Annotated in this window: 15 protein-coding genes, 1 tRNA gene and 2 pseudogenes; 8 read left to right on the top strand and 10 right to left on the bottom strand. The window is 68.8% G+C overall.

Annotated features, from left to right (window positions below; all coding sequences use genetic code 11):
* Window positions 1–31: 31 nt before the first annotated feature.
* From L6444_RS24865 to L6444_RS24885, 5 genes and pseudogenes are all read right to left on the bottom strand, one after another.
* Window positions 32–104 (bottom strand) — tRNA-Ala (locus tag L6444_RS24865).
* Window positions 105–153: 49 nt separating this feature from the next.
* Window positions 154–1221, bottom strand: coding sequence for a divisome protein SepX/GlpR (gene sepX / locus L6444_RS24870; RefSeq protein ID WP_236977827.1), 1068 nt, complete (start codon window positions 1219–1221; stop codon window positions 154–156).
* A 246-nt stretch (window positions 1222–1467) separates the two neighbouring features.
* A complete protein-coding gene (locus tag L6444_RS24875; RefSeq protein ID WP_236977829.1) occupies window positions 1468–2121 on the bottom strand; it encodes a GNAT family N-acetyltransferase in 654 nt (217 codons plus the stop codon).
* A 12-nt stretch (window positions 2122–2133) separates the two neighbouring features.
* Window positions 2134–3428 (bottom strand): annotated as a pseudogene (gene glp / locus L6444_RS24880) (molybdotransferase-like divisome protein Glp).
* 28 nt (window positions 3429–3456) lie between these two features.
* Window positions 3457–4380: a UTP--glucose-1-phosphate uridylyltransferase gene (locus tag L6444_RS24885; RefSeq protein ID WP_236977831.1), complete on the bottom strand. Its 924-nt coding sequence runs from the start codon at window positions 4378–4380 to the stop codon at window positions 3457–3459.
* A 67-nt stretch (window positions 4381–4447) separates the two neighbouring features.
* On the opposite strand from L6444_RS24885, the gene L6444_RS24890 reads away from it, so the two are divergent.
* The 5 genes from L6444_RS24890 (at window position 4448) to mscL (ending at window position 7753) form a co-directional block, all read left to right on the top strand.
* Window positions 4448–5053 carry a 5-formyltetrahydrofolate cyclo-ligase gene (locus L6444_RS24890; RefSeq protein WP_236977832.1) on the top strand — a complete coding sequence of 202 codons (606 nt, stop codon included), beginning with the start codon at window positions 4448–4450 and terminating at the stop codon, window positions 5051–5053.
* 76 nt (window positions 5054–5129) lie between these two features.
* Window positions 5130–5474, top strand: coding sequence for an FmdB family zinc ribbon protein (locus tag L6444_RS24895; RefSeq protein ID WP_236977833.1), 345 nt, complete (start codon window positions 5130–5132; stop codon window positions 5472–5474).
* A gap of 68 nt (window positions 5475–5542) precedes the next feature.
* Window positions 5543–6202 (top strand): SAF domain-containing protein, encoded by a 660-nt coding sequence (locus tag L6444_RS24900; RefSeq protein WP_236977834.1) that lies wholly within the window; start codon window positions 5543–5545, stop codon window positions 6200–6202.
* A 68-nt stretch (window positions 6203–6270) separates the two neighbouring features.
* Window positions 6271–7155 carry a polyprenyl synthetase family protein gene (locus L6444_RS24905; protein WP_236977835.1) on the top strand — a complete coding sequence of 295 codons (885 nt, stop codon included), beginning with the start codon at window positions 6271–6273 and terminating at the stop codon, window positions 7153–7155.
* A 124-nt stretch (window positions 7156–7279) separates the two neighbouring features.
* Complete coding sequence (mscL, locus tag L6444_RS24910) at window positions 7280–7753, top strand: large-conductance mechanosensitive channel protein MscL (protein ID WP_236977836.1); 474 nt, start codon at window positions 7280–7282, stop codon at window positions 7751–7753.
* Between the two features lie 13 nt (window positions 7754–7766).
* Here mscL and L6444_RS24915 read toward each other — a convergent pair whose 3' ends face one another.
* The 5 genes from L6444_RS24915 to rpmF form a co-directional block, all read right to left on the bottom strand.
* Entirely contained in the window at window positions 7767–8312 is a 546-nt protein-coding gene (locus L6444_RS24915; protein WP_236977837.1) for a MogA/MoaB family molybdenum cofactor biosynthesis protein, read from the bottom strand.
* Complete coding sequence (locus L6444_RS24920) at window positions 8312–9787, bottom strand: S1C family serine protease (RefSeq protein WP_236977839.1); 1476 nt, start codon at window positions 9785–9787, stop codon at window positions 8312–8314. The genes L6444_RS24915 and L6444_RS24920 overlap by 1 nt, the downstream gene beginning before the upstream one ends.
* A gap of 115 nt (window positions 9788–9902) precedes the next feature.
* Complete coding sequence (locus L6444_RS24925) at window positions 9903–11408, bottom strand: HAMP domain-containing sensor histidine kinase (protein WP_236977841.1); 1506 nt, start codon at window positions 11406–11408, stop codon at window positions 9903–9905.
* Entirely contained in the window at window positions 11408–12094 is a 687-nt protein-coding gene (gene mprA, locus L6444_RS24930; protein WP_236977843.1) for a two-component system response regulator MprA, read from the bottom strand. Before mprA ends, L6444_RS24925 begins: the two co-directional genes overlap by 1 nt.
* 105 nt (window positions 12095–12199) lie before the next feature.
* Window positions 12200–12373 carry a 50S ribosomal protein L32 gene (gene rpmF / locus L6444_RS24935; RefSeq protein WP_236977845.1) on the bottom strand — a complete coding sequence of 58 codons (174 nt, stop codon included), beginning with the start codon at window positions 12371–12373 and terminating at the stop codon, window positions 12200–12202.
* A gap of 232 nt (window positions 12374–12605) precedes the next feature.
* Here rpmF and L6444_RS24940 point away from each other — a divergent pair.
* The 3 genes and pseudogenes from L6444_RS24940 (at window position 12606) to L6444_RS24950 (ending at window position 17094) form a co-directional block, all read left to right on the top strand.
* A pseudogene (locus L6444_RS24940) lies at window positions 12606–14307 on the top strand (acyclic terpene utilization AtuA family protein).
* Window positions 14304–15452: an acyl-CoA dehydrogenase family protein gene (locus L6444_RS24945; protein ID WP_236977846.1), complete on the top strand. Its 1149-nt coding sequence runs from the start codon at window positions 14304–14306 to the stop codon at window positions 15450–15452. Before L6444_RS24940 ends, L6444_RS24945 begins: the two are co-directional and overlap by 4 nt.
* 52 nt (window positions 15453–15504) lie before the next feature.
* On the top strand, window positions 15505–17094 hold the full coding sequence (locus L6444_RS24950) for an acyl-CoA carboxylase subunit beta (RefSeq protein ID WP_236984415.1): 1590 nt from the start codon (window positions 15505–15507) through the stop codon (window positions 17092–17094).
* The last annotated feature ends 4 nt before the right edge of the window (window positions 17095–17098 follow it).

The following is a 17098-nucleotide window of genomic DNA, read 5'->3' on the forward strand; positions in this document are numbered from 1 at the left end:
TGTCCGGCCAGCGAAACCGCTGGTCAAGTTGTGGAGCTATGGGGAATCGAACCCCAGACCTACTCGATGCGAACGAGTCGCGCTACCAACTGCGCCATAGCCCCTGACCGCTAGCAGGCTACCAGCCGCTGGCCCGTTGGGCCGAACCGCGGGCTACTGGCCGACGGCGCGGGGAAGGTCGCGCGGCCAACCGTAGTTGCGGGCGGCCACCGCGTAGTCCAGGTGCTCGAAGATCGGGTCCTCGTCGTCGATCTCGAGGACCACCGCGCCCGGGCGCCGCAGCCGCGAGGGCACCACGTCGTAGTCGCGGTCCTCGGTGTTCTCCACACCCATGCGCGCGCGGGCCATCCGGCGCATCCGCCGCCGCCGCACCTGCTCCTCGATCTTGGTCTGCCGCCGCAGGTAGGCCAGGTAGAACAGGGTGATCGTGGTGGCGATCCCGCACACCCACCAGGCCAGCGAGGTCACCTCGAACGCCGCGATGGCCGAACCGACCAGGACCAGCGCCATCACCACCAGCACCCGCTTGCGGAAGGCGTACTTGCGGGCGCTGACCGCCGCAGCGGTCTTGTTGTCGTAGCGGCGGCGCCGCGACGCACCCGACGCGTAGGTCAGCGGCGCGTCCTCTTCGTCGTCCTCCTCGGGCTCCAAACCCGAAGAGTCGTCGACGTATTCGTACTCGTCCTCGGCGAGGTCCGCGTCGGTTTCGGTCTCGGTGCCGGTTTCGTCGACAGGCTCGGCCTCGTCCTCGGCTACCTCGTCTTTGACCACGAGCAGCGCCGCGCCGTCGGCAGCGGCGGCGCCGGCACCCACCGGCAGTGCGGGCGCATCCTCGTCGACGATATCGACGTCGAGGTAGTCGTCCCCGCCGTCTGCTGCGGCCTTGTCGGCCTTGGTCAGCGTCGCCACGGCGGACCGCTGGCCCACCACCACGTCGGTGTCGACGTCGTGGTCCTGGTCAGCGTCGGCGTAGGCCCCGTCGATGCGGTCGGTGTCCCACTCCTCCTCGGGCTGCCAGTCGGGATCGGTGCGGTGACCCGCGGCGGGTCCGGTCCGTTTGAGCAGGCGGGAACCGGCGCCGCCGTTGAGGACTCTGGTCGCCAGGGCCACATCGCTGGTGCGCCGTACCGCGTCCCGTTTGCTGATCAGCATCGGCACCAGCACGAACAACCAGAGCACCACAAGCGAGATCCACAACAACGACTGCGGGATGCTTGGCATGATGACCTGCTCTCTTCGGTTCCGCTATCCGCGAGGCACCTCGTTGGCCAGCGCGGCCGGGTCTGTCGTGACCAGGGCAATTACACACCTGTAATTTGCCTCTTTCAAGCATCACACGCCACATATGTCACGCCAGCCACACTTTTATTTCGATTTACTCAGCAAAAGCGCGCCCGGATCGTGTCCCAGTGCCTCCCAGCGCCTCCCAGCGCCCTTCGAGACGCCCGGCCGGCCGCGCCCCCGGGCTCAGACCCAGCTGGCGCGACCGGCCCTGACCAGCGTCGATGCCACCGACCCGTACACCTCTTCCACCGTCAGCCCCACCAGCAGATGGTCGCGCCAACCGCGGTCGACCTCGAGATATCGGCGCAGTAGGCCCTCTTCCCGGAACCCGACCTTGGCCAGCACGGCGCGGCTGGCCGCGTTCTCCGGGCGCACGGTGGCCTCCACCCGGTGCAGTCGCACCGGGCCGAAGCAGTGATCCAGGCCCAGCGCTACGGCTCCGGTTGCCACGCCGCCGCCGGTGCATTCACTGGACACCCAGTAGCCGATCCACGCTGAGCGCAGCGCCCCGTGCGTGACGTTGCCGATGGTCAGCTGCCCGCAGAACTGCCCGTCCAGCTCGATCGCGTAGGGCAGCATCCGGCCCTTGCGCGCCTCGGCACGCAGACTCGAACACACCGCCGGCCACGCGGCAGTGGAATGACGGATCGCCCAGTCACCGTCGGCGCTGGGTTCCCACGGCTCGAGGTGCGCCCGATCCGACAACCGAATCCGGCTCCACTGCGCGCCGTCGCGCATCCGCACCGCGCGCAGCCGGATCACCCCCGCGGCAACCCGTAGCGGGCCCACCGTCATCGGCCAACCCGGGTGCCGGGCACTGGAACGCAGCAGGTTCACGCGCGGTGGGGCTCAGCCGTGCTGAGCCAGGAAGGCGACGTCGACGATCTCCCCGGTACGGATCTGCTCCGCCCCACTGGGAACCACCACCAGGCAGTTGGCCTCGGCCAGCGTCGCCAGCAGATGCGACGACGCCCCCGGCCCGCCACCCAGGGCCTGCACCAGGTACTCGCCGCTCTCCTGATCACGCATCAGCTGACCGCGCAGATACCCCTTGCGCCCGGCCACCGAGGTGATCGGCGAGAGCGTGCGCGCCTGTACCACCCGCCGCATCGGGTGCCGTCGGCCCAGCGACAGCCGGATCAGCGGACGGACCATCACCTCGAACACCACCAGCGCGCTCACCGGATTGGCCGGTAGCAGAAAGGTCGGCACACCGTCTCGGCCCAGTTGCCCGAATCCCTGGACGGAGCCCGGATGCATCGCGACCCGGACCACCTCCATGTCCCCGAGTTCGGACAACACCGCACGCACCCCTTCGGCCGCGGCGCCGCCCACTCCCCCCGGCGATCACCAGCACCTCGGCCCGGTTGAGCTGCCCCTTCGACCACCTGGCCGAGTTCCTTGGGGTCGTTGCTGACGATGCCGACACGGTTCACCTCGGCACCGGCATCGCGGGCGGCGGCTGCCAGCGCGTAGGAGTTCACGTCGTAGACCTGCCCGTTGCCGGGGTTGCGGGAGATGTCGACAAGCTCGCCGCCGACGGCCATCACCGACACCCGCGGCCGTGGATGCACCAGCACCCGCTCCCGGCCGACCGCCGCCAGCAGTCCGACCTGGGCGGCACCGATGATCGTCCCCGACCGCACCGCCACATCACCGGGCTGCACGTCGTCACCGGTGCGCCGCACGTATGCGCCCGACGGCGCACCGCGCAGGATCCGCACCCGGTTCATCCCCCCGTCGGTCCAGCGCAACGGCAGCACGGCGTCGGCGAGCGTCGGCAGCGGCGCACCGGTCTGCACCCGGGCTGCCTGGCGGGGCTGCAGCCGGCTGGGCGTGCGCGCGCCGGCCTCGATGGTCCCCATCACCGGTAGGGTCACCACCTCACGACCTTCGACACCGATCTCGCCGCCCTCGCCGCCGAACGCGACTTCGACCGGTCCCGAATCGCCGACCCCGAGCACGTCGACGCTGCGCACCGCGTAGCCGTCGATGGCGGCCTGATCGAACCCGGGCAGCGGGCGTTCGGTCACCACCTCTTCGGCGCACAACAGTCCCTGCGCCTCGGCAATGGCAACCTTGATCGGCCTCGGAGCCACAGCGGCTGCCGAGATCCGTGCCTGCTGCTCCTCCACAGAACGCACAGTGCGCCTTCCTGCCGCCGGCTTGCGCCTACTGTTCGGTCAGGCCCAATCGCGCTACCAACCACCGCCGAAGTTCCGGGCCGTAGTCGTCACGATCCAAAGCAAAGTCAACCGCAGCCTTGAGGTAGCCGCCGGGATTTCCCAAGTCGTGTCGGGATCCGCGGTGCACCACGACGTGAACCGGATGCCCCTCGGAGATCAGCAGCGCGATGGCATCCGTCAGCTGCACCTCACCGCCGGCGCCGCGGTCGATGCGGCGTAGCGCGTCGAAGATCGCCCGGTCGAGCACGTAGCGCCCGGCTGCTGCGAGCAGCGACGGAGCATCCTCGGTCTTGGGCTTCTCGACCATGCCCTTGACCTTGAGGACATCGGGGTTGGCGGCCCCTGCGTCACCGGCCAGGGGCTCGACGTCGAACACGCCGTAGGCGCTGATCTCGTCGGGCTCGACTTCGATGGCGCACAAGACCGTGCCGCCGTGCTGCGCGCGCACCTGCGACATCGTCTCCAACACCCCGGTCGGGAGCACCAGGTCATCGGGGAGCAGCACCATCACCGCGTCCTCGTCGGCCGACAGCGTCGGTTCCACGCAGCCGATGGCGTGGCCCAACCCGAGCGGCTCGGCCTGCACCACCGACTCGACCTTGAGCAGCGCGGGCGCCCGGCGGACCTTGGCCAGCATGGCCTTCTTGCCCCGGGCCTCGAGGGTGCCCTCCAGCACCAGGTCCTCGACGAAATGGGCGACCACGCCGTCCTTGCCTTCGGAGGTGATGATCACCAGCCGTTCGGCACCGGCGTCGGCGGCCTCCGCGGCGACCAGCTCGATGCCCGGCGTGTCGACGACGGGAAGCAGTTCCTTGGGCACCGTCTTGGTCGCGGGGAGGAAGCGCGTTCCCAGTCCGGCAGCGGGGACGATCGCCGTGAACGGGATCGGGTTTGGCGAGGGTAGTGACATCGATTCACACCATAACCTGCTGCGACGCTGTGGCGCCGGGAACACCGCAGCTGTCATGGTGGACGGCATGACCGACGGCGGTGGCGCAGCGAGTAAGGCTGCCTGGCGAGAACGGCTGAGCGCGGCCCGGTCAGAAGTTGCCGACGACGTCCGCGCCGCCGAGGCCGCGATGCTCACCCACCACCTCGAGGCAGCGGTGACCAGCGGCAGCACGGTTTGTGCCTACGTGGCGGTGGGGTCGGAGCCGGGTTCGATCGCCATGCTCGACGCGTTGCTGAGCCGCGCCGCCAGGGTGCTTTTGCCGGTGGCGCGCACCTCGACCAACGACGCCGCGGAGCCCCTGCAGTGGGGGGAATACCGAACCGGAAACCTGGTGACCGCGCGGTGGGGGCTGCGCGAACCGCCCGGGCCGTGGCTTGCGGCCACAGCCCTGGCCGAAGCGGATCTGGTGCTGCTGCCGGCGCTGGCGGTCGACCGGCGCGGCGTACGGCTGGGCCGCGGACGCGGCTTCTACGACCTGTCGCTGCCGCTGCGCAATCCGCGGGCCCGCCTGGTTGCGGTGGTGCGCGACACGGAACTGGTCGACGAGTTGCCGTGCGAACCGCATGATGTGCCGATGACGCATGCGCTCACCCCGACGTTGGGACTGATCGCACTGCCGATCCGGGAATGATTGCGATCACGTGGCGGTTCTAGCACTTAAGACGGTAGAGTGCTAACTCAGACTTACTCATCATCCGGAGGTTTTTGTGCCCACGTACAGCTACGCGTGCACCGAGTGCGGCCACCGCTTCGACAAGGTGCAGGCCTTCACCGACGACGCGCTGACCACCTGCGACCAGTGCTCCGGCCGGCTGCGCAAATTGTTCAACTCGGTCGGGGTCGTCTTCAAGGGCAGCGGGTTCTACCGCACCGACAGTCGCGAGGCGAGCAAGAAGAGTTCGACCAACGGCTCCTCGTCCAGCGATTCGGGGTCCAACGGCTCGGGCTCCGGCGACACCAAGTCGTCGGCCTCGGGTGAGAGCAAGTCGTCGGGGTCCGGTGAGAAGGCCAGCAGCTCGCCTGCGCCCGCCGCGGCCGCGGCATCCAGCTAGACCGGTTATCCACACCCCCGTCGCCCCGCGGACCCCATCGGCGCGCTACGCCACCTAACGTGGCGGACGTGCGGGAGTCACCGACGCTCAACCCTTCGCTGATCGACCGGATCGGCGCGCTCGTGCGTCCGGATTGGGCGCGCACCGTGCTGGCCCGGCGGGTCGCTGCCGCTGCGCTCGTGGTGCTGGCAGGCATCGCGGCGCTCCGCGCCAATCCCGAGGGCGACCGGGTCGACGTGCTGGTGGCCAGCCACGACCTGACCTCGGGAACCGCGCTGACCCCGGACGACGTGCGGCTGGAAAGACGGTTGAGCACGACCGTTCCCGACGGCTCGCAAGCGAAGCTGGAAACCGCACTGGGTTCCACGCTGGCCAGTCCGGCCCGCCGCGGCGAAGTGATCACCGATGTGCGGCTGCTGGGCAGCCGGCTGGCCGAGTCGACGGCGGGGCCGGGCGCCCGGATCGTGCCGCTGCACCTCGCCGACTCCGCGCTGATCGACCTGGTCAGGGTCGGCGATGTGGTCGACGTCCTGGCCGCACCGGCCGGCGAGGCGTCGGCATCCTCCCGCGTGCTGGCCGCCGATGCGACGGTGGTGCTGATCTCGGCTCGATCCAAGACGCACACCGACAGCGACGACCGCGTGGTGTTGGTGGCGCTGCCGGCCCGGCTGGCCGCCGCGGTCGCGGGCGCGGCGCTGGGTCAGACGGTGACCGTCGTGCTGCACTGACACGCACGAATCGCTGCCGGCAACAAGGCAACTCAGCGCGATACCGGCCCAGCCCCTATGTTGTACGCGTGAGCTCTGCATCCGAGAACGCGTGCCGTCGGCTGGACGACGCCCGGTTCGCCGCCGGCGTGCGCGACGGTGTCTCCCGGATCGCAGACCTGATCGACCGCGAACTCGCCCTGGACGACGACGTCGTACACGACGGCGTCACGCAGGACGACGTCGTTGCCGCAACCACCCAGCTGCGAGCGCTGTTCACCGTCCTGGCCGCACAACTGGGCCCCGACCCAGACGCGTGGCAGGTCACGACCGTCGGCGCAGCACTCGAGTTGATGCACCAGGCCACCCTGTGCCACTACGACGTTGCCGAAGACGAAGACGACGTTGCCGAAGACGAAGACGACGTTGCCGAAGACGCCGCCTCCGAAGACGGCGGCGCCGAGGGCAGGGCCGCCTACCGCGCACGGGTCAGCTCGGCCATTCTCACCGGCGACCACCGGTACGCGACAGCCTCGCGCCTGGGCTCGCGGCTGGGCCCGGAAGCCTTCGGCGTGATCGCCGAGACGTTCGCCGAAGTGGTCACCGGTCAAATGCGTCAGAAACGTTATACTGCAACACATTTCGAAAACGCCGAGCACCACTTGCGCATTGCGCGGGAGAAATCCGGCTCGCTGCTCGCGGCGTGTGGGCGGCTGGGTGCGCTGTGCGCCGGCGCGCCGGACGACGTGATTGCCCGCATGGGGCGGTTGGGGCACCTGGTCGGTGTCACGGTGCATCTGGGTTCTGTCGAAGCCTCGGGCGAACTGCCCGGCATCAGGGCCGCGGCCGCGAGCCATGCCGCGCGCGCACATCAGGAACTGGTCGAGCTACCCGATTCCGAGATCCGACAAGCCTTCTCGATCCTGGTCGACTCGGTGTACCCGGGCGGCGAATCCGAGCAGCGTTCGCACTGACCGGAACTGCCGCCGCAAAGGCGCGCCCCACACTTAGTCGTGGCAAATCGCGCCGACTGGGTTAGGTTTGCCCTGGGGTAGGAATTCTGAGATCAACCGAAGCCCACTGCAGAAAGGACGTCCCATGCTCAAAGGGTTCAAGGAGTTTCTCTCGCGGGGCAATATCATCGACCTGTCGGTCGCGGTCGTCATCGGTACCGCGTTCACGGCGTTGGTCAAGAGCTTCACCGACAGCGTCATCAACCCACTGGTGAGCTCGGTCGGCTTCAACCAGGAGTCGAAGCACGGCATCCTCAACCTGCACATCCCGGGCACCGACCTCTACATCGACCTCAACACGGTGCTGTCGGCCGCGATCAACTTCTTCCTGGTCGCCGCGGTGGTGTACTTCCTGATCGTGTTGCCGTACAGCAAACTGCGCAAGCAGGGCGAGGTGGAGCAGGCCGACGACGCACAGGTCGTGCTGCTGGAGGAGATCCGCGATCTGCTCGCGCAAACCAACGGCGCAGCCTCCTCGGGCCGGCACGGCGGCGCACCCGCAGCCGGCGAGGTTCCGCTGTCGCCGCCGCCCAACTACGGACCGCGCGGCGACCGCTGAGCCGGAGGCAGCCTCAGATCTCGAGGCTGGACAGCTGCCCGATGATGTGGGCTGCCAGGGGGTTCAGGGTCGCCATACCGTCCCGCACGGCGTAGCGCGAACCGGCCAGGTTCACCACCAGCGTGCTGCCGGAGACCCCGGCCAGCCCGCGGGACAAGCCGGCGTCCGTGATGCCGGCGGACAGGCCGGAAGCGCGGATGGCCTCGGCGATGCCCAGGATCTCCCGGTCCAGGATGTCGCGGGTGGCTTCCGGGGCGACGTCGCGCGGCGTGACGCCGGTCCCGCCGACCGAGACCACCAGGTCGACCCCGCCGATCACGGCGGTGTTCAACGCATTGCGGATCTCCACCTCGTCCGCCTCGACCGCCACGACACCGTCGACGACGAACCCCGCCTCGGTGAGCAACTCGGTGACCAGCGGGCCGCTGTGGTCCTCGTCGCCGTGCGCGGTGCGATCGTCGACGACCACCACCAGCGCCCGGCCGACAACCAGCTCCGCGTCCTGTTCCATGGGTGCGACCGTATATCCGAGGTCGGACAGCTGCCCCTCGGCCTTCATCACTGATCCGCCTTTCCGAGCGTGACCTGCACCGTGCGGCTCCCGCCGGCAGGATCCTCAAATGTCAGCGACACCTTGTCCCCCGGCGCTTTGGAACGCACCGCGGCGACCAACGCGTCGGCGCTGTTGATCGTACGGTCGTCGACTTTGGTGACGATGACCCCCTTGGGCACCCCGGCGTTGGCGGCGGCGCCGTTGGCGACGACCTCCATCACCTTGGCGCCGGGGACGCCCTTGTCGGTGGTCACCTGCACGCCCAGCGAAGCGTGCGAAGCCTTACCAGTGCTGATCAACTCGTCGGCGATGCGCTTGGCCTGGTCGACCGGGATCGCGAAGCCCAATCCGATCGAGCCGCTCTGCGCGTCACCGGAGTCAGCGCCCAGCGTGGCGATCGCCGAGTTGATGCCGACGAGTTGCGAGTTCATGTTGACCAGTGCACCGCCGGAGTTGCCCGGGTTGATGGCGGCGTCGGTCTGAATCGCGTCGAGCACGGTGTTCTGGTTGCCGGCCTCACCGGTGGTCGACACCGGCCGGTTGAGTGCGCTGACAATGCCGGTGGTGACGGTACCCGCCAGTCCCAGCGGCGAGCCGATGGCCAGCACCGGCTGCCCCACCCGCAGACCCGCCGATGAACCCATCTGGATCGGGGTGAGCCCGGAGGCGCCCTGCACCCGCACGACGGCGATATCGCTGGTCGGGTCCGCTCCGACGACGGTGAAAGAGGAGGTGTGCCCGTCGGAGAACGTCACCGTGGTCTTCGGCGGCGGGCTGCCGGCCGGCGGTTTCGCGGCGGCGGCCACGACGTGGTTGTTGGTCAGGACCAGACCGTCAGCGGACAGGATGACTCCGGAACCTTCCTCGGACTGACGCCCCAGGTCGGTCTCCAGCATCACGACGCTGGGCACCACCTTGGCCGCGACCTGTTCCACCGAGCCGGGCGGCATGTTCGCCGCCGGGACGCTGGGCGCCGAACCCGAGGCCACCGTGGTGCCGTGCGCGCCGCCGGACTGATGCCCCAGCTCGACCACCGTCGCCGCCGCGCCACCGATTCCCGCCGACACCACCGCGATGGCCAGCGCGCCGAAGATCAGTCCGCCCGAACGGCGTCGCCGCGGCGGGGGACCCATCGGCGGGTACATGCCGGGGATGGGGCCCGACATCGTCGCTCCCGGTAGGGGGCCGTGCATGGTTGCGCCGGGGACCGGACCGACCCCGGTGCCACCGGGAATGGTGCGGGCGCCGGTTCCGCCGGGTATCGGGCCGGGCCCGGTCCCGCTGGGAACCGGGCGTCCCCCGGTGCCGCTCAGCGGGTCGAAGGATCGGTACTCCGGCTGCGTGGCCGATTGGTAGCGCCAGTCGAACTGCTGGTTGTAGCTTTGCTGCCCCTGGGCATAGGCGGGCGGCACCGGCTGGTTGGACGCGGCACTGTAACCCGGCTGTTGCGGCGGTGGCGAATACCTCGGGTGATTCGTCATGGCGCTAAGACGCTCTTCCTCTACTACTACGTGGGGCTTGCTTACGGCCTAGAACATGCGTGGCTTGCATGGCTCAGGTTTTCAACACTAACTGCAACCAGCGTCCGCGCGCGGACTAAGAGTCCACTGAGATAACGTTCGCCGAACCCCGTGAGTTCTCGTTGTGACCAGTTTCTTCGTGCCGCATTTCCGCGGCAGCCGGGGGGTAGGCGCCCGGCGGCATCGGCCGGCCGGGTAACAGCACGTGAATCGAGGTTCCCGGCGGTTGAGCGGTGGGATCGGTGTCCTCGACGCGCAGTGATCCACCGTGGTTGAGCACCACCTGTTTCACGATCGCCAGACCCAGACCGGAGCCCGGCATCGCGCGCGCCGAGGTGGACCGGTAGAAGCGTTCGAACACCAGGCGCCGCTCTTGGGGCGGGATTCCCGGCCCCTGGTCGGACACCACGAGTTCGGCGTGCGACGGATCGAGCTGGCGCAGCACGACGCCCACTCGCCCGCCCGGCGGGCTCCACTTGGCCGCGTTGTCCATCAGGTTCAGCGCCGCCCGCGACAAACCCGCGGAATCGCCGTAGACCTGCCAGGGAACGACATCGACGTCGAAGTGAATGTCGTTGCGCCGCCGGCGAACTCGTTCCAGGCTGCGGTCGACCACCTCGGCCAGGTCGACCGGCTCGTGCACCACCTGACCGGCGTCGCCGCGGGTCAGGTCCACCAAATCGCCGACCAGCGTGGACAATTCCTCGATCTGCGCCAGCACGTCGGCGCGCAGGTCGACCATCTCCTGCTCGGGCAGCCGGGGGGCGCCGGGCTCCATCGAGGCCATCAACAGCTCGACATTGGTGCGCAAAGACGTCAGCGGGGTGCGCAGTTCGTGCCCGGCGTCGGTGACCAGGCGCGCCTGCCGCTCGCGCGATTCGGCCAGCGCCCGCAGCATCAGGTTGAACGCCTCGGTGAGCCGGGCCAGCTCGTCACTGCCGAACACCGGGATGGGCCGCAGGTCGTCGGTGCGGGCCACCCGCTCGGCGGCCTCGGTGAGACGCCCGACCGGTCGCAGCCCCGCGCGGCTGACCATGCCCCCGGCAACCGCGGCCACCGCGACGCCGACCCCGCCGACCATCAGCAGCACGAACCGGAGTTTGGCCATGACGTGATCGGTGGGTTTGAGGCTCTTGGAAATCAACAGCGAGCTGCCGTTGGGTAGGTGGATGGCGAGTACCCGCTGGTCGGAGGCGGTACGACGGGACATGAACAACTCACCGCGGATGACCGCCTTCTCCGGCGAGCCGACCGGCAGGGTCTGCCCCGGCTGGTTGGCGGTGTAGATGGACCGGCCCGGGTTCACCAGCATCGCGTTGACGTCCGAGTAGGCGGTGCCCTCGATGGCTTTGCCCGGGTCCGCGGCGAGCGAGCCGCTGGCGATCAGCAGCTGCGCGCGGCTCTGCAGTTGATTGTCCAGGTCGCTGTAGAGGGCAGCCGAGATCACCGCATAGACGGCGAACGACATCAGCACCACGCCGAGGGCGACCATCGACATCGCCAGCAGCATCACCCGCCACCGCAGCGACAGCGAGCTCGTCGCGCGCAGCGGCACGCGCCTCTTGCGGCGGAGCGAAAGCATCAGGGCGGCGTTTCGCGTAGCACGTAACCCACCCCGCGCACGGTGTGGATCAGCCGCGGCTCGCCGTCGGCCTCGGTCTTACGGCGCAGGTACCCGACGTACACCTCGAGCGCGTTGCCCGAGGTGGGGAAGTCGAATCCCCATACCTCCTCCAGGATGCGGCTGCGGGTCAGCACCCGGCGCGGATTGGCGATCAGCATCTCCAGCAGGGCGAACTCGGTGCGGGTCAGGCTGATGCGACGCTGACCGCGGGTGACCTCGCGGGTTACCGGGTCCAAGGTCAGATCGGAGAAGACCATCGCCACCGAGTCGGCGGCGTCCTCGGGCTTGGTCCGGCGCAGCAGCGCGCGCATCCGGGCCAGCAGCTCTTCGAGCGCGAACGGTTTGGGCAGGTAGTCGTCGGCTCCGGCATCGAGACCCGCGACGCGCTCGGAAACCGAGTCGCGGGCGGTCAGGACCAGAATCGGCAGGTCGTCGCCGGTGCTGCGGAGCTGCCGGCACACCTCCAGGCCGTCCAGCCGGGGCATCATCACGTCCAGAACGACCGCATCGGGCCGGTCGCTGGCTATCCGCTCGAGAGCCTCCACCCCGTCATGGGCCAGCTCAACCGAGTAGCCGTTGAAGGAGAGCGACCTGCGCAGCGACTCGCGCACGGCGCGATCGTCGTCGACGACAAGTATTCGCACGGAGCCTAGTTTCGTACGAGCGCCTGAGACTGGGCTGAGAGGCGCGCCGACGCCCGACGAGGAGGCGCTGCTGCGCAGCCGGTCAATCCAGCGCCGACCGTCGGGTCAGCGCTTGTCGAGGTCGATCAGGCCCAGGCGTGCGGCCTTGAGCAGCCGGCGCGGCACCTTGTGCTTGTGACCTGCGACGTTGACGCCCACCAGCTCGGTCGAGGTGGCCTTCCACTGCGAGCGCCGGCTGCGGGTATTCGAGCGCGACATTCTGCGCTTGGGTGTGGCCATGGTCGGGCCTTACTCCTCGATCGGGTTTTCGGGTGGGGCGTGTCGCAGGGGCCGTTGCTGACCGGATGTGGCGACAGTTGTCGATCAGGATAGTCGGTGGGCCTGCCGCTCACCAAAATGACTTCGGCCGCGGCGCCTCATCCCGGGGCGGTGCCGGTTGACGGGACACCCGACAGACGGGCTAACCTACCGGTTGGTTGGTCGTGTTCACGCCGATCCCGGGAGGATGCGCATGGCAGCTCTGGACGCCGTCCGGATCGCGAACTGCTCCGGTTTCTACGGCGACCGGCACTCGGCGATGCGCGAGATGCTCACCGGCGGCGACGTCGACTACATCACCGGGGACTACCTGGCCGAACTGACCATGCTGATCCTGGGCCGCGACCGGATGAAAAGCCCCGAACGCGGTTACGCCAAGACCTTCCTGACCCAACTCGAGGACTGCTTGGGACTGGCTCACCAGCGCGGCGTGCGCATCGTCGCCAACGCCGGCGGGCTGAATCCCGCCGGGCTGGCCGACGCGGTACGCGCCTTGGCGCAGCGCCTGGGCATCCCGGCCCGGGTGGCCCACGTCGAGGGTGACGACCTGCAGCCGCGCGCCGCCGAACTCGGTCTGGGTTCGCCGCTGACGGCGAATGCCTACCTGGGCGGCTGGGGCATCGCGGACTGTCTGCGGGCCGGGGCCGACGTGGTGGTCACCGGGCGGGTCACCGACGCCTCGGTGATCGTCGGGTCCGCCGCCGCGCACTTCGGTTGGGGCCGTAACGATTACGACGCACTGGCCGGCGCGGTGGTCGCCGGACACATCATCGAGTGCGGCACCCAGGCCACCGGCGGCAACTTCTCCTTCTTCACCGAGATCCCCGACCTGACCTACCCCGGTTTCCCGCTGGCCGAGGTGGCGGCCGACGGCTCCGCGGTGATCACCAAGCACCCGGGCACCGGTGGTCTGGTCAGCGTCGACACCGTAACCGCCCAGCTGCTCTACGAGATCGCCGGCGCCCGATACGCCAACCCGGACGTGACGGCGCGGATGGACACCATCTCCCTGTCCTCGGACGGGCCCGACCGGGGTACGGATCAGCGGCGTGATCGGCGAGCCGCCGCCGCCCACGCTGAAGGTGTCGCTGAACAGCATCGGCGGGTTCCGCAACGCGATGACGTTCGTGTTGACCGGGTTGGACATCGAGGCCAAGGCGGAGTTGGTGCGACGCCAGCTCGAGGCCACCCTGACGGTCAAGCCTGCCGAGATGCAGTGGACGCTGTCGCGCACCGATCGCCCCGACGCCGACACCGAGGAGACCGCCAGCGCGCTGCTCAGCTGCGTGGTCCGCGATCCCGATCCCGCCAACGTGGGACGCAAATTCTCCGGCGCCGCAGTCGAATTGGCGCTGGCCAGTTATCCGGGCTTCACCGCCACCACGCCGCCGGGCGACGGCCAGGTGTACGGGGTCTTCACACCGGGCTACGTGGATGCCGCCCTGGTGCCGCACGTCGCCGTGCATGCCGATGGCACCCGCGTCGAAATCCCCTGTGCTGAACAGACTTTGACGCTGGCGCCGACCGCTGCCGCGCCGCTGCCCGACCCGCTGCCGCCCGGACCGGCCCGCCGCGTCCCGCTGGGGCTGATCGCCGGGGCCCGCAGCGGCGACAAGGGCGGCTCGGCCAACGTCGGGGTGTGGGTACGCACCGACGACCAATGGCGCTGGCTCGCACATACTTTGACCGTCGAGTTGCTCAAGGAACTACTACCCGAGGCCGCCGAGCTCGACGTCACCCGCCATGTACTGCCCAACCTGCGGGCGGTGAACTTCGTGATCGAGGGAATCCTCGGCCAGGGCGTTGCCTACCAGGCGCGTTTTGATCCGCAGGCCAAGGGGCTGGGCGAATGGTTGCGCAGCCGCCACGTCGACATTCCGGAGGCGCTGTTATGACCATCTGGACCACACCGGAGCGCGAGCAGCTGCGAAAAACGGTCCACTCCTTCGTCGAACGGGAGGTCCTGCCGCACGTCGACGAGTGGGAGCGCACCGGCGACCTGCCTCGCGAACTGCACCGCCGCGCCGGCGAAGCGGGCCTGCTGGGCGCCAACTTTCCCGCCGCGGTCGGCGGCGGTGACGGCGACGGCGCCGACGCGGTGGTGATCTGCGAGGAGTTCCACCAGTCCGGCGCGCCCGGCGGGGTTTTCGCCTCGTTGTTCACCTGCGGCATCGCGGTGCCGCACATCATCGCCTCCGGCGACGAGCGGTTGATCGAGACCTACGTGCGCCCGACGCTGGCCGGCGAGAAGATCGGTGCGCTGGCCATCACCGAGCCGGGCGGTGGCTCGGACGTCGGGCACCTGCGGACCTCGGCGGTGCGCGACGGTGACCACTACGTCGTCAACGGCGCCAAGACCTACATCACCTCCGGGGTGCGCGCGGACTTCGTGGTGACCGCGGTCCGCACCGGCGGCCCCGGCGCTGCCGGGGTTTCGCTGCTGGTGGTCGATAAGGACACACCCGGGTTCGCGGTGACCCGCAAGCTGGACAAGATGGGCTGGCGGTCCTCGGACACCGCGGAACTGTCCTACACCGATGTACGGGTGCCGGTGGCCAACCTGGTCGGCGCCGAGAACAGCGGCTTCGGCCAGATCGCGCAGGCATTCGTCTCCGAGCGGATCGGCCTTGCCGCACAAGCCTATTCGAGTGCGCAGCGGTGCCTGGACATCACCGCGCAGTGGTGCCGGGACCGGGAGACCTTCGGCCGGCCGCTGATCTCGCGCCAGGCGGTGCAGAACACGCTGGCCGAGATGGCTCGCCGCGTCGACGTCGCCCGTGTCTATTCACGCAATGTGGTGGAGCGGCAACTGGCCGGCGAGACGAACCTGATTGCGCAGGTGTGCTTCGCCAAGAACACCGCCGTCGAAGCCGGCGAGTGGGTCGCCAACCAGGGCGTCCAATTGTTCGGCGGGATGGGCTATATGGCCGAATCCGAGATCGAACGCCAGTACCGGGACATGCGGATCCTGGGTATCGGCGGGGGCACCACCGAGATCATGACCGCATTGGCCGCCAAACTCCTGGGGTATCAACAATGATCACAGCTCCTTTTCCTCATCGCTTCGCTCTGCATCGCCGGAGCTGGCAATGATTCTGCGGTCCACGCTCGATCCCGCTGCCGACGCTTTCACCGAGGCCGCCGCGGCGGCGACCACCAAACTCGACGAGATCGCCGCCGAACTGGCCAACGCTGTCGAAGGCGGCGGACCCAAATACGTTGAACGCCATCATGCCCGGGGCAAGCTGACCGCCCGGGAGCGAATCGAACTGCTGGTCGACGCGGACTCCCCGTTCCTGGAGTTGAGCCCCCTGGCGGCCTGGGGCAGTCCGTTCAAGGTGGGCGCCAGCGCGGTCACCGGAATCGGCGTCGTCGAAGGCGTCGAATGCATGATCGCCGCCCACGACCCCACGGTGAAGGGCGGCACCAGCAACCCGTGGACCTTGAAGAAGATCCTGCGGGCCAACCAGATCGCCTTCGAGAACCGGCTCCCGGTGATCTCGCTGGTCGAGTCCGGCGGCGCGGACCTGCCGACGCAGAAAGAGATCTTCGTTCCCGGCGGCCGGATGTTCCGCGACCTGACCCGCCTTTCGGCGGCCGGAATACCGACCATCGCACTGGTTTTCGGCAATTCGACCGCCGGTGGCGCCTACATCCCGGGCATGTCGGATCATGTGGTGATGATCAAGGAACGCTCCAAGGTGTTCCTGGCCGGTCCCCCGCTGGTGAAGATGGCCACCGGTGAGGAATCCGACGACGAATCACTGGGCGGCGCCGAAATGCATGCCCGGGTATCAGGTCTGGCCGACTACTTCGCCCAGGACGAATTCGACGCGATCCGCATCGGCCGCCGCGTCGTGGCCCGGCTCAACTGGCGCAAGCAAGGCCCGCAGCCGCGTCCGGTGACCGAACCGCTGTTCGACACCGAGGAACTCATCGGCATCGTCCCGGCGGACCTGCGGATCCCGTTCGACCCGCGCGAGGTGATCGCCCGGATCGTCGACGGCTCCGAATTCGACGAGTTCAAACCGCTGTACGGGTCGTCGCTGGTGACCGGCTGGGCGCAGCTGCACGGCTATCCGATCGGCATCCTGGCCAATGCCCGCGGCGTGCTGTTCAGCGAGGAATCGCAGAAGGCCACCCAGTTCATCCAGCTGGCCAACCGCTACGACACACCACTGTTGTTCTTGCACAACACCACCGGCTACATGGTGGGCAAGGACTACGAGGAGGGCGGGATGATCAAGCACGGCTCGATGATGATCAACGCTGTGTCCAACTCGAAGGTCCCGCACATCTCGCTGCTGATCGGCGCATCCTACGGCGCCGGGCACTACGGCATGTGCGGCCGCGCCTACGACCCCCGGTTCCTGTTCGCCTGGCCCACCGCCAAATCCGCGGTGATGGGTGGCGCCCAGCTGGCGGGGGTGCTGTCGATCGTGGCCCGGGCGGCTGCCGAGGCCCGCGGTCAGCAGGTCGACGAAGAGGCCGACGCCGCCATGCGGGCCGCCGTCGAAGGCCAGATCGAAGCCGAGTCGCTGCCCATGGTGCTCTCCGGAATGCTCTACGACGACGGGGTGATCGACCCCCGCGACACTCGCACGGTGCTGGGAATCTGTCTGTCCGCCATAGCGAATGGCGCGATCGAGGGGACGCCGAACTTCGGCGTCTTCCGGATGTGAGCCC

This window comes from Mycobacterium kiyosense (genome assembly GCA_021654635.1).
In the GTDB taxonomy this organism is placed as follows: domain Bacteria; phylum Actinomycetota; class Actinomycetes; order Mycobacteriales; family Mycobacteriaceae; genus Mycobacterium; species Mycobacterium kiyosense.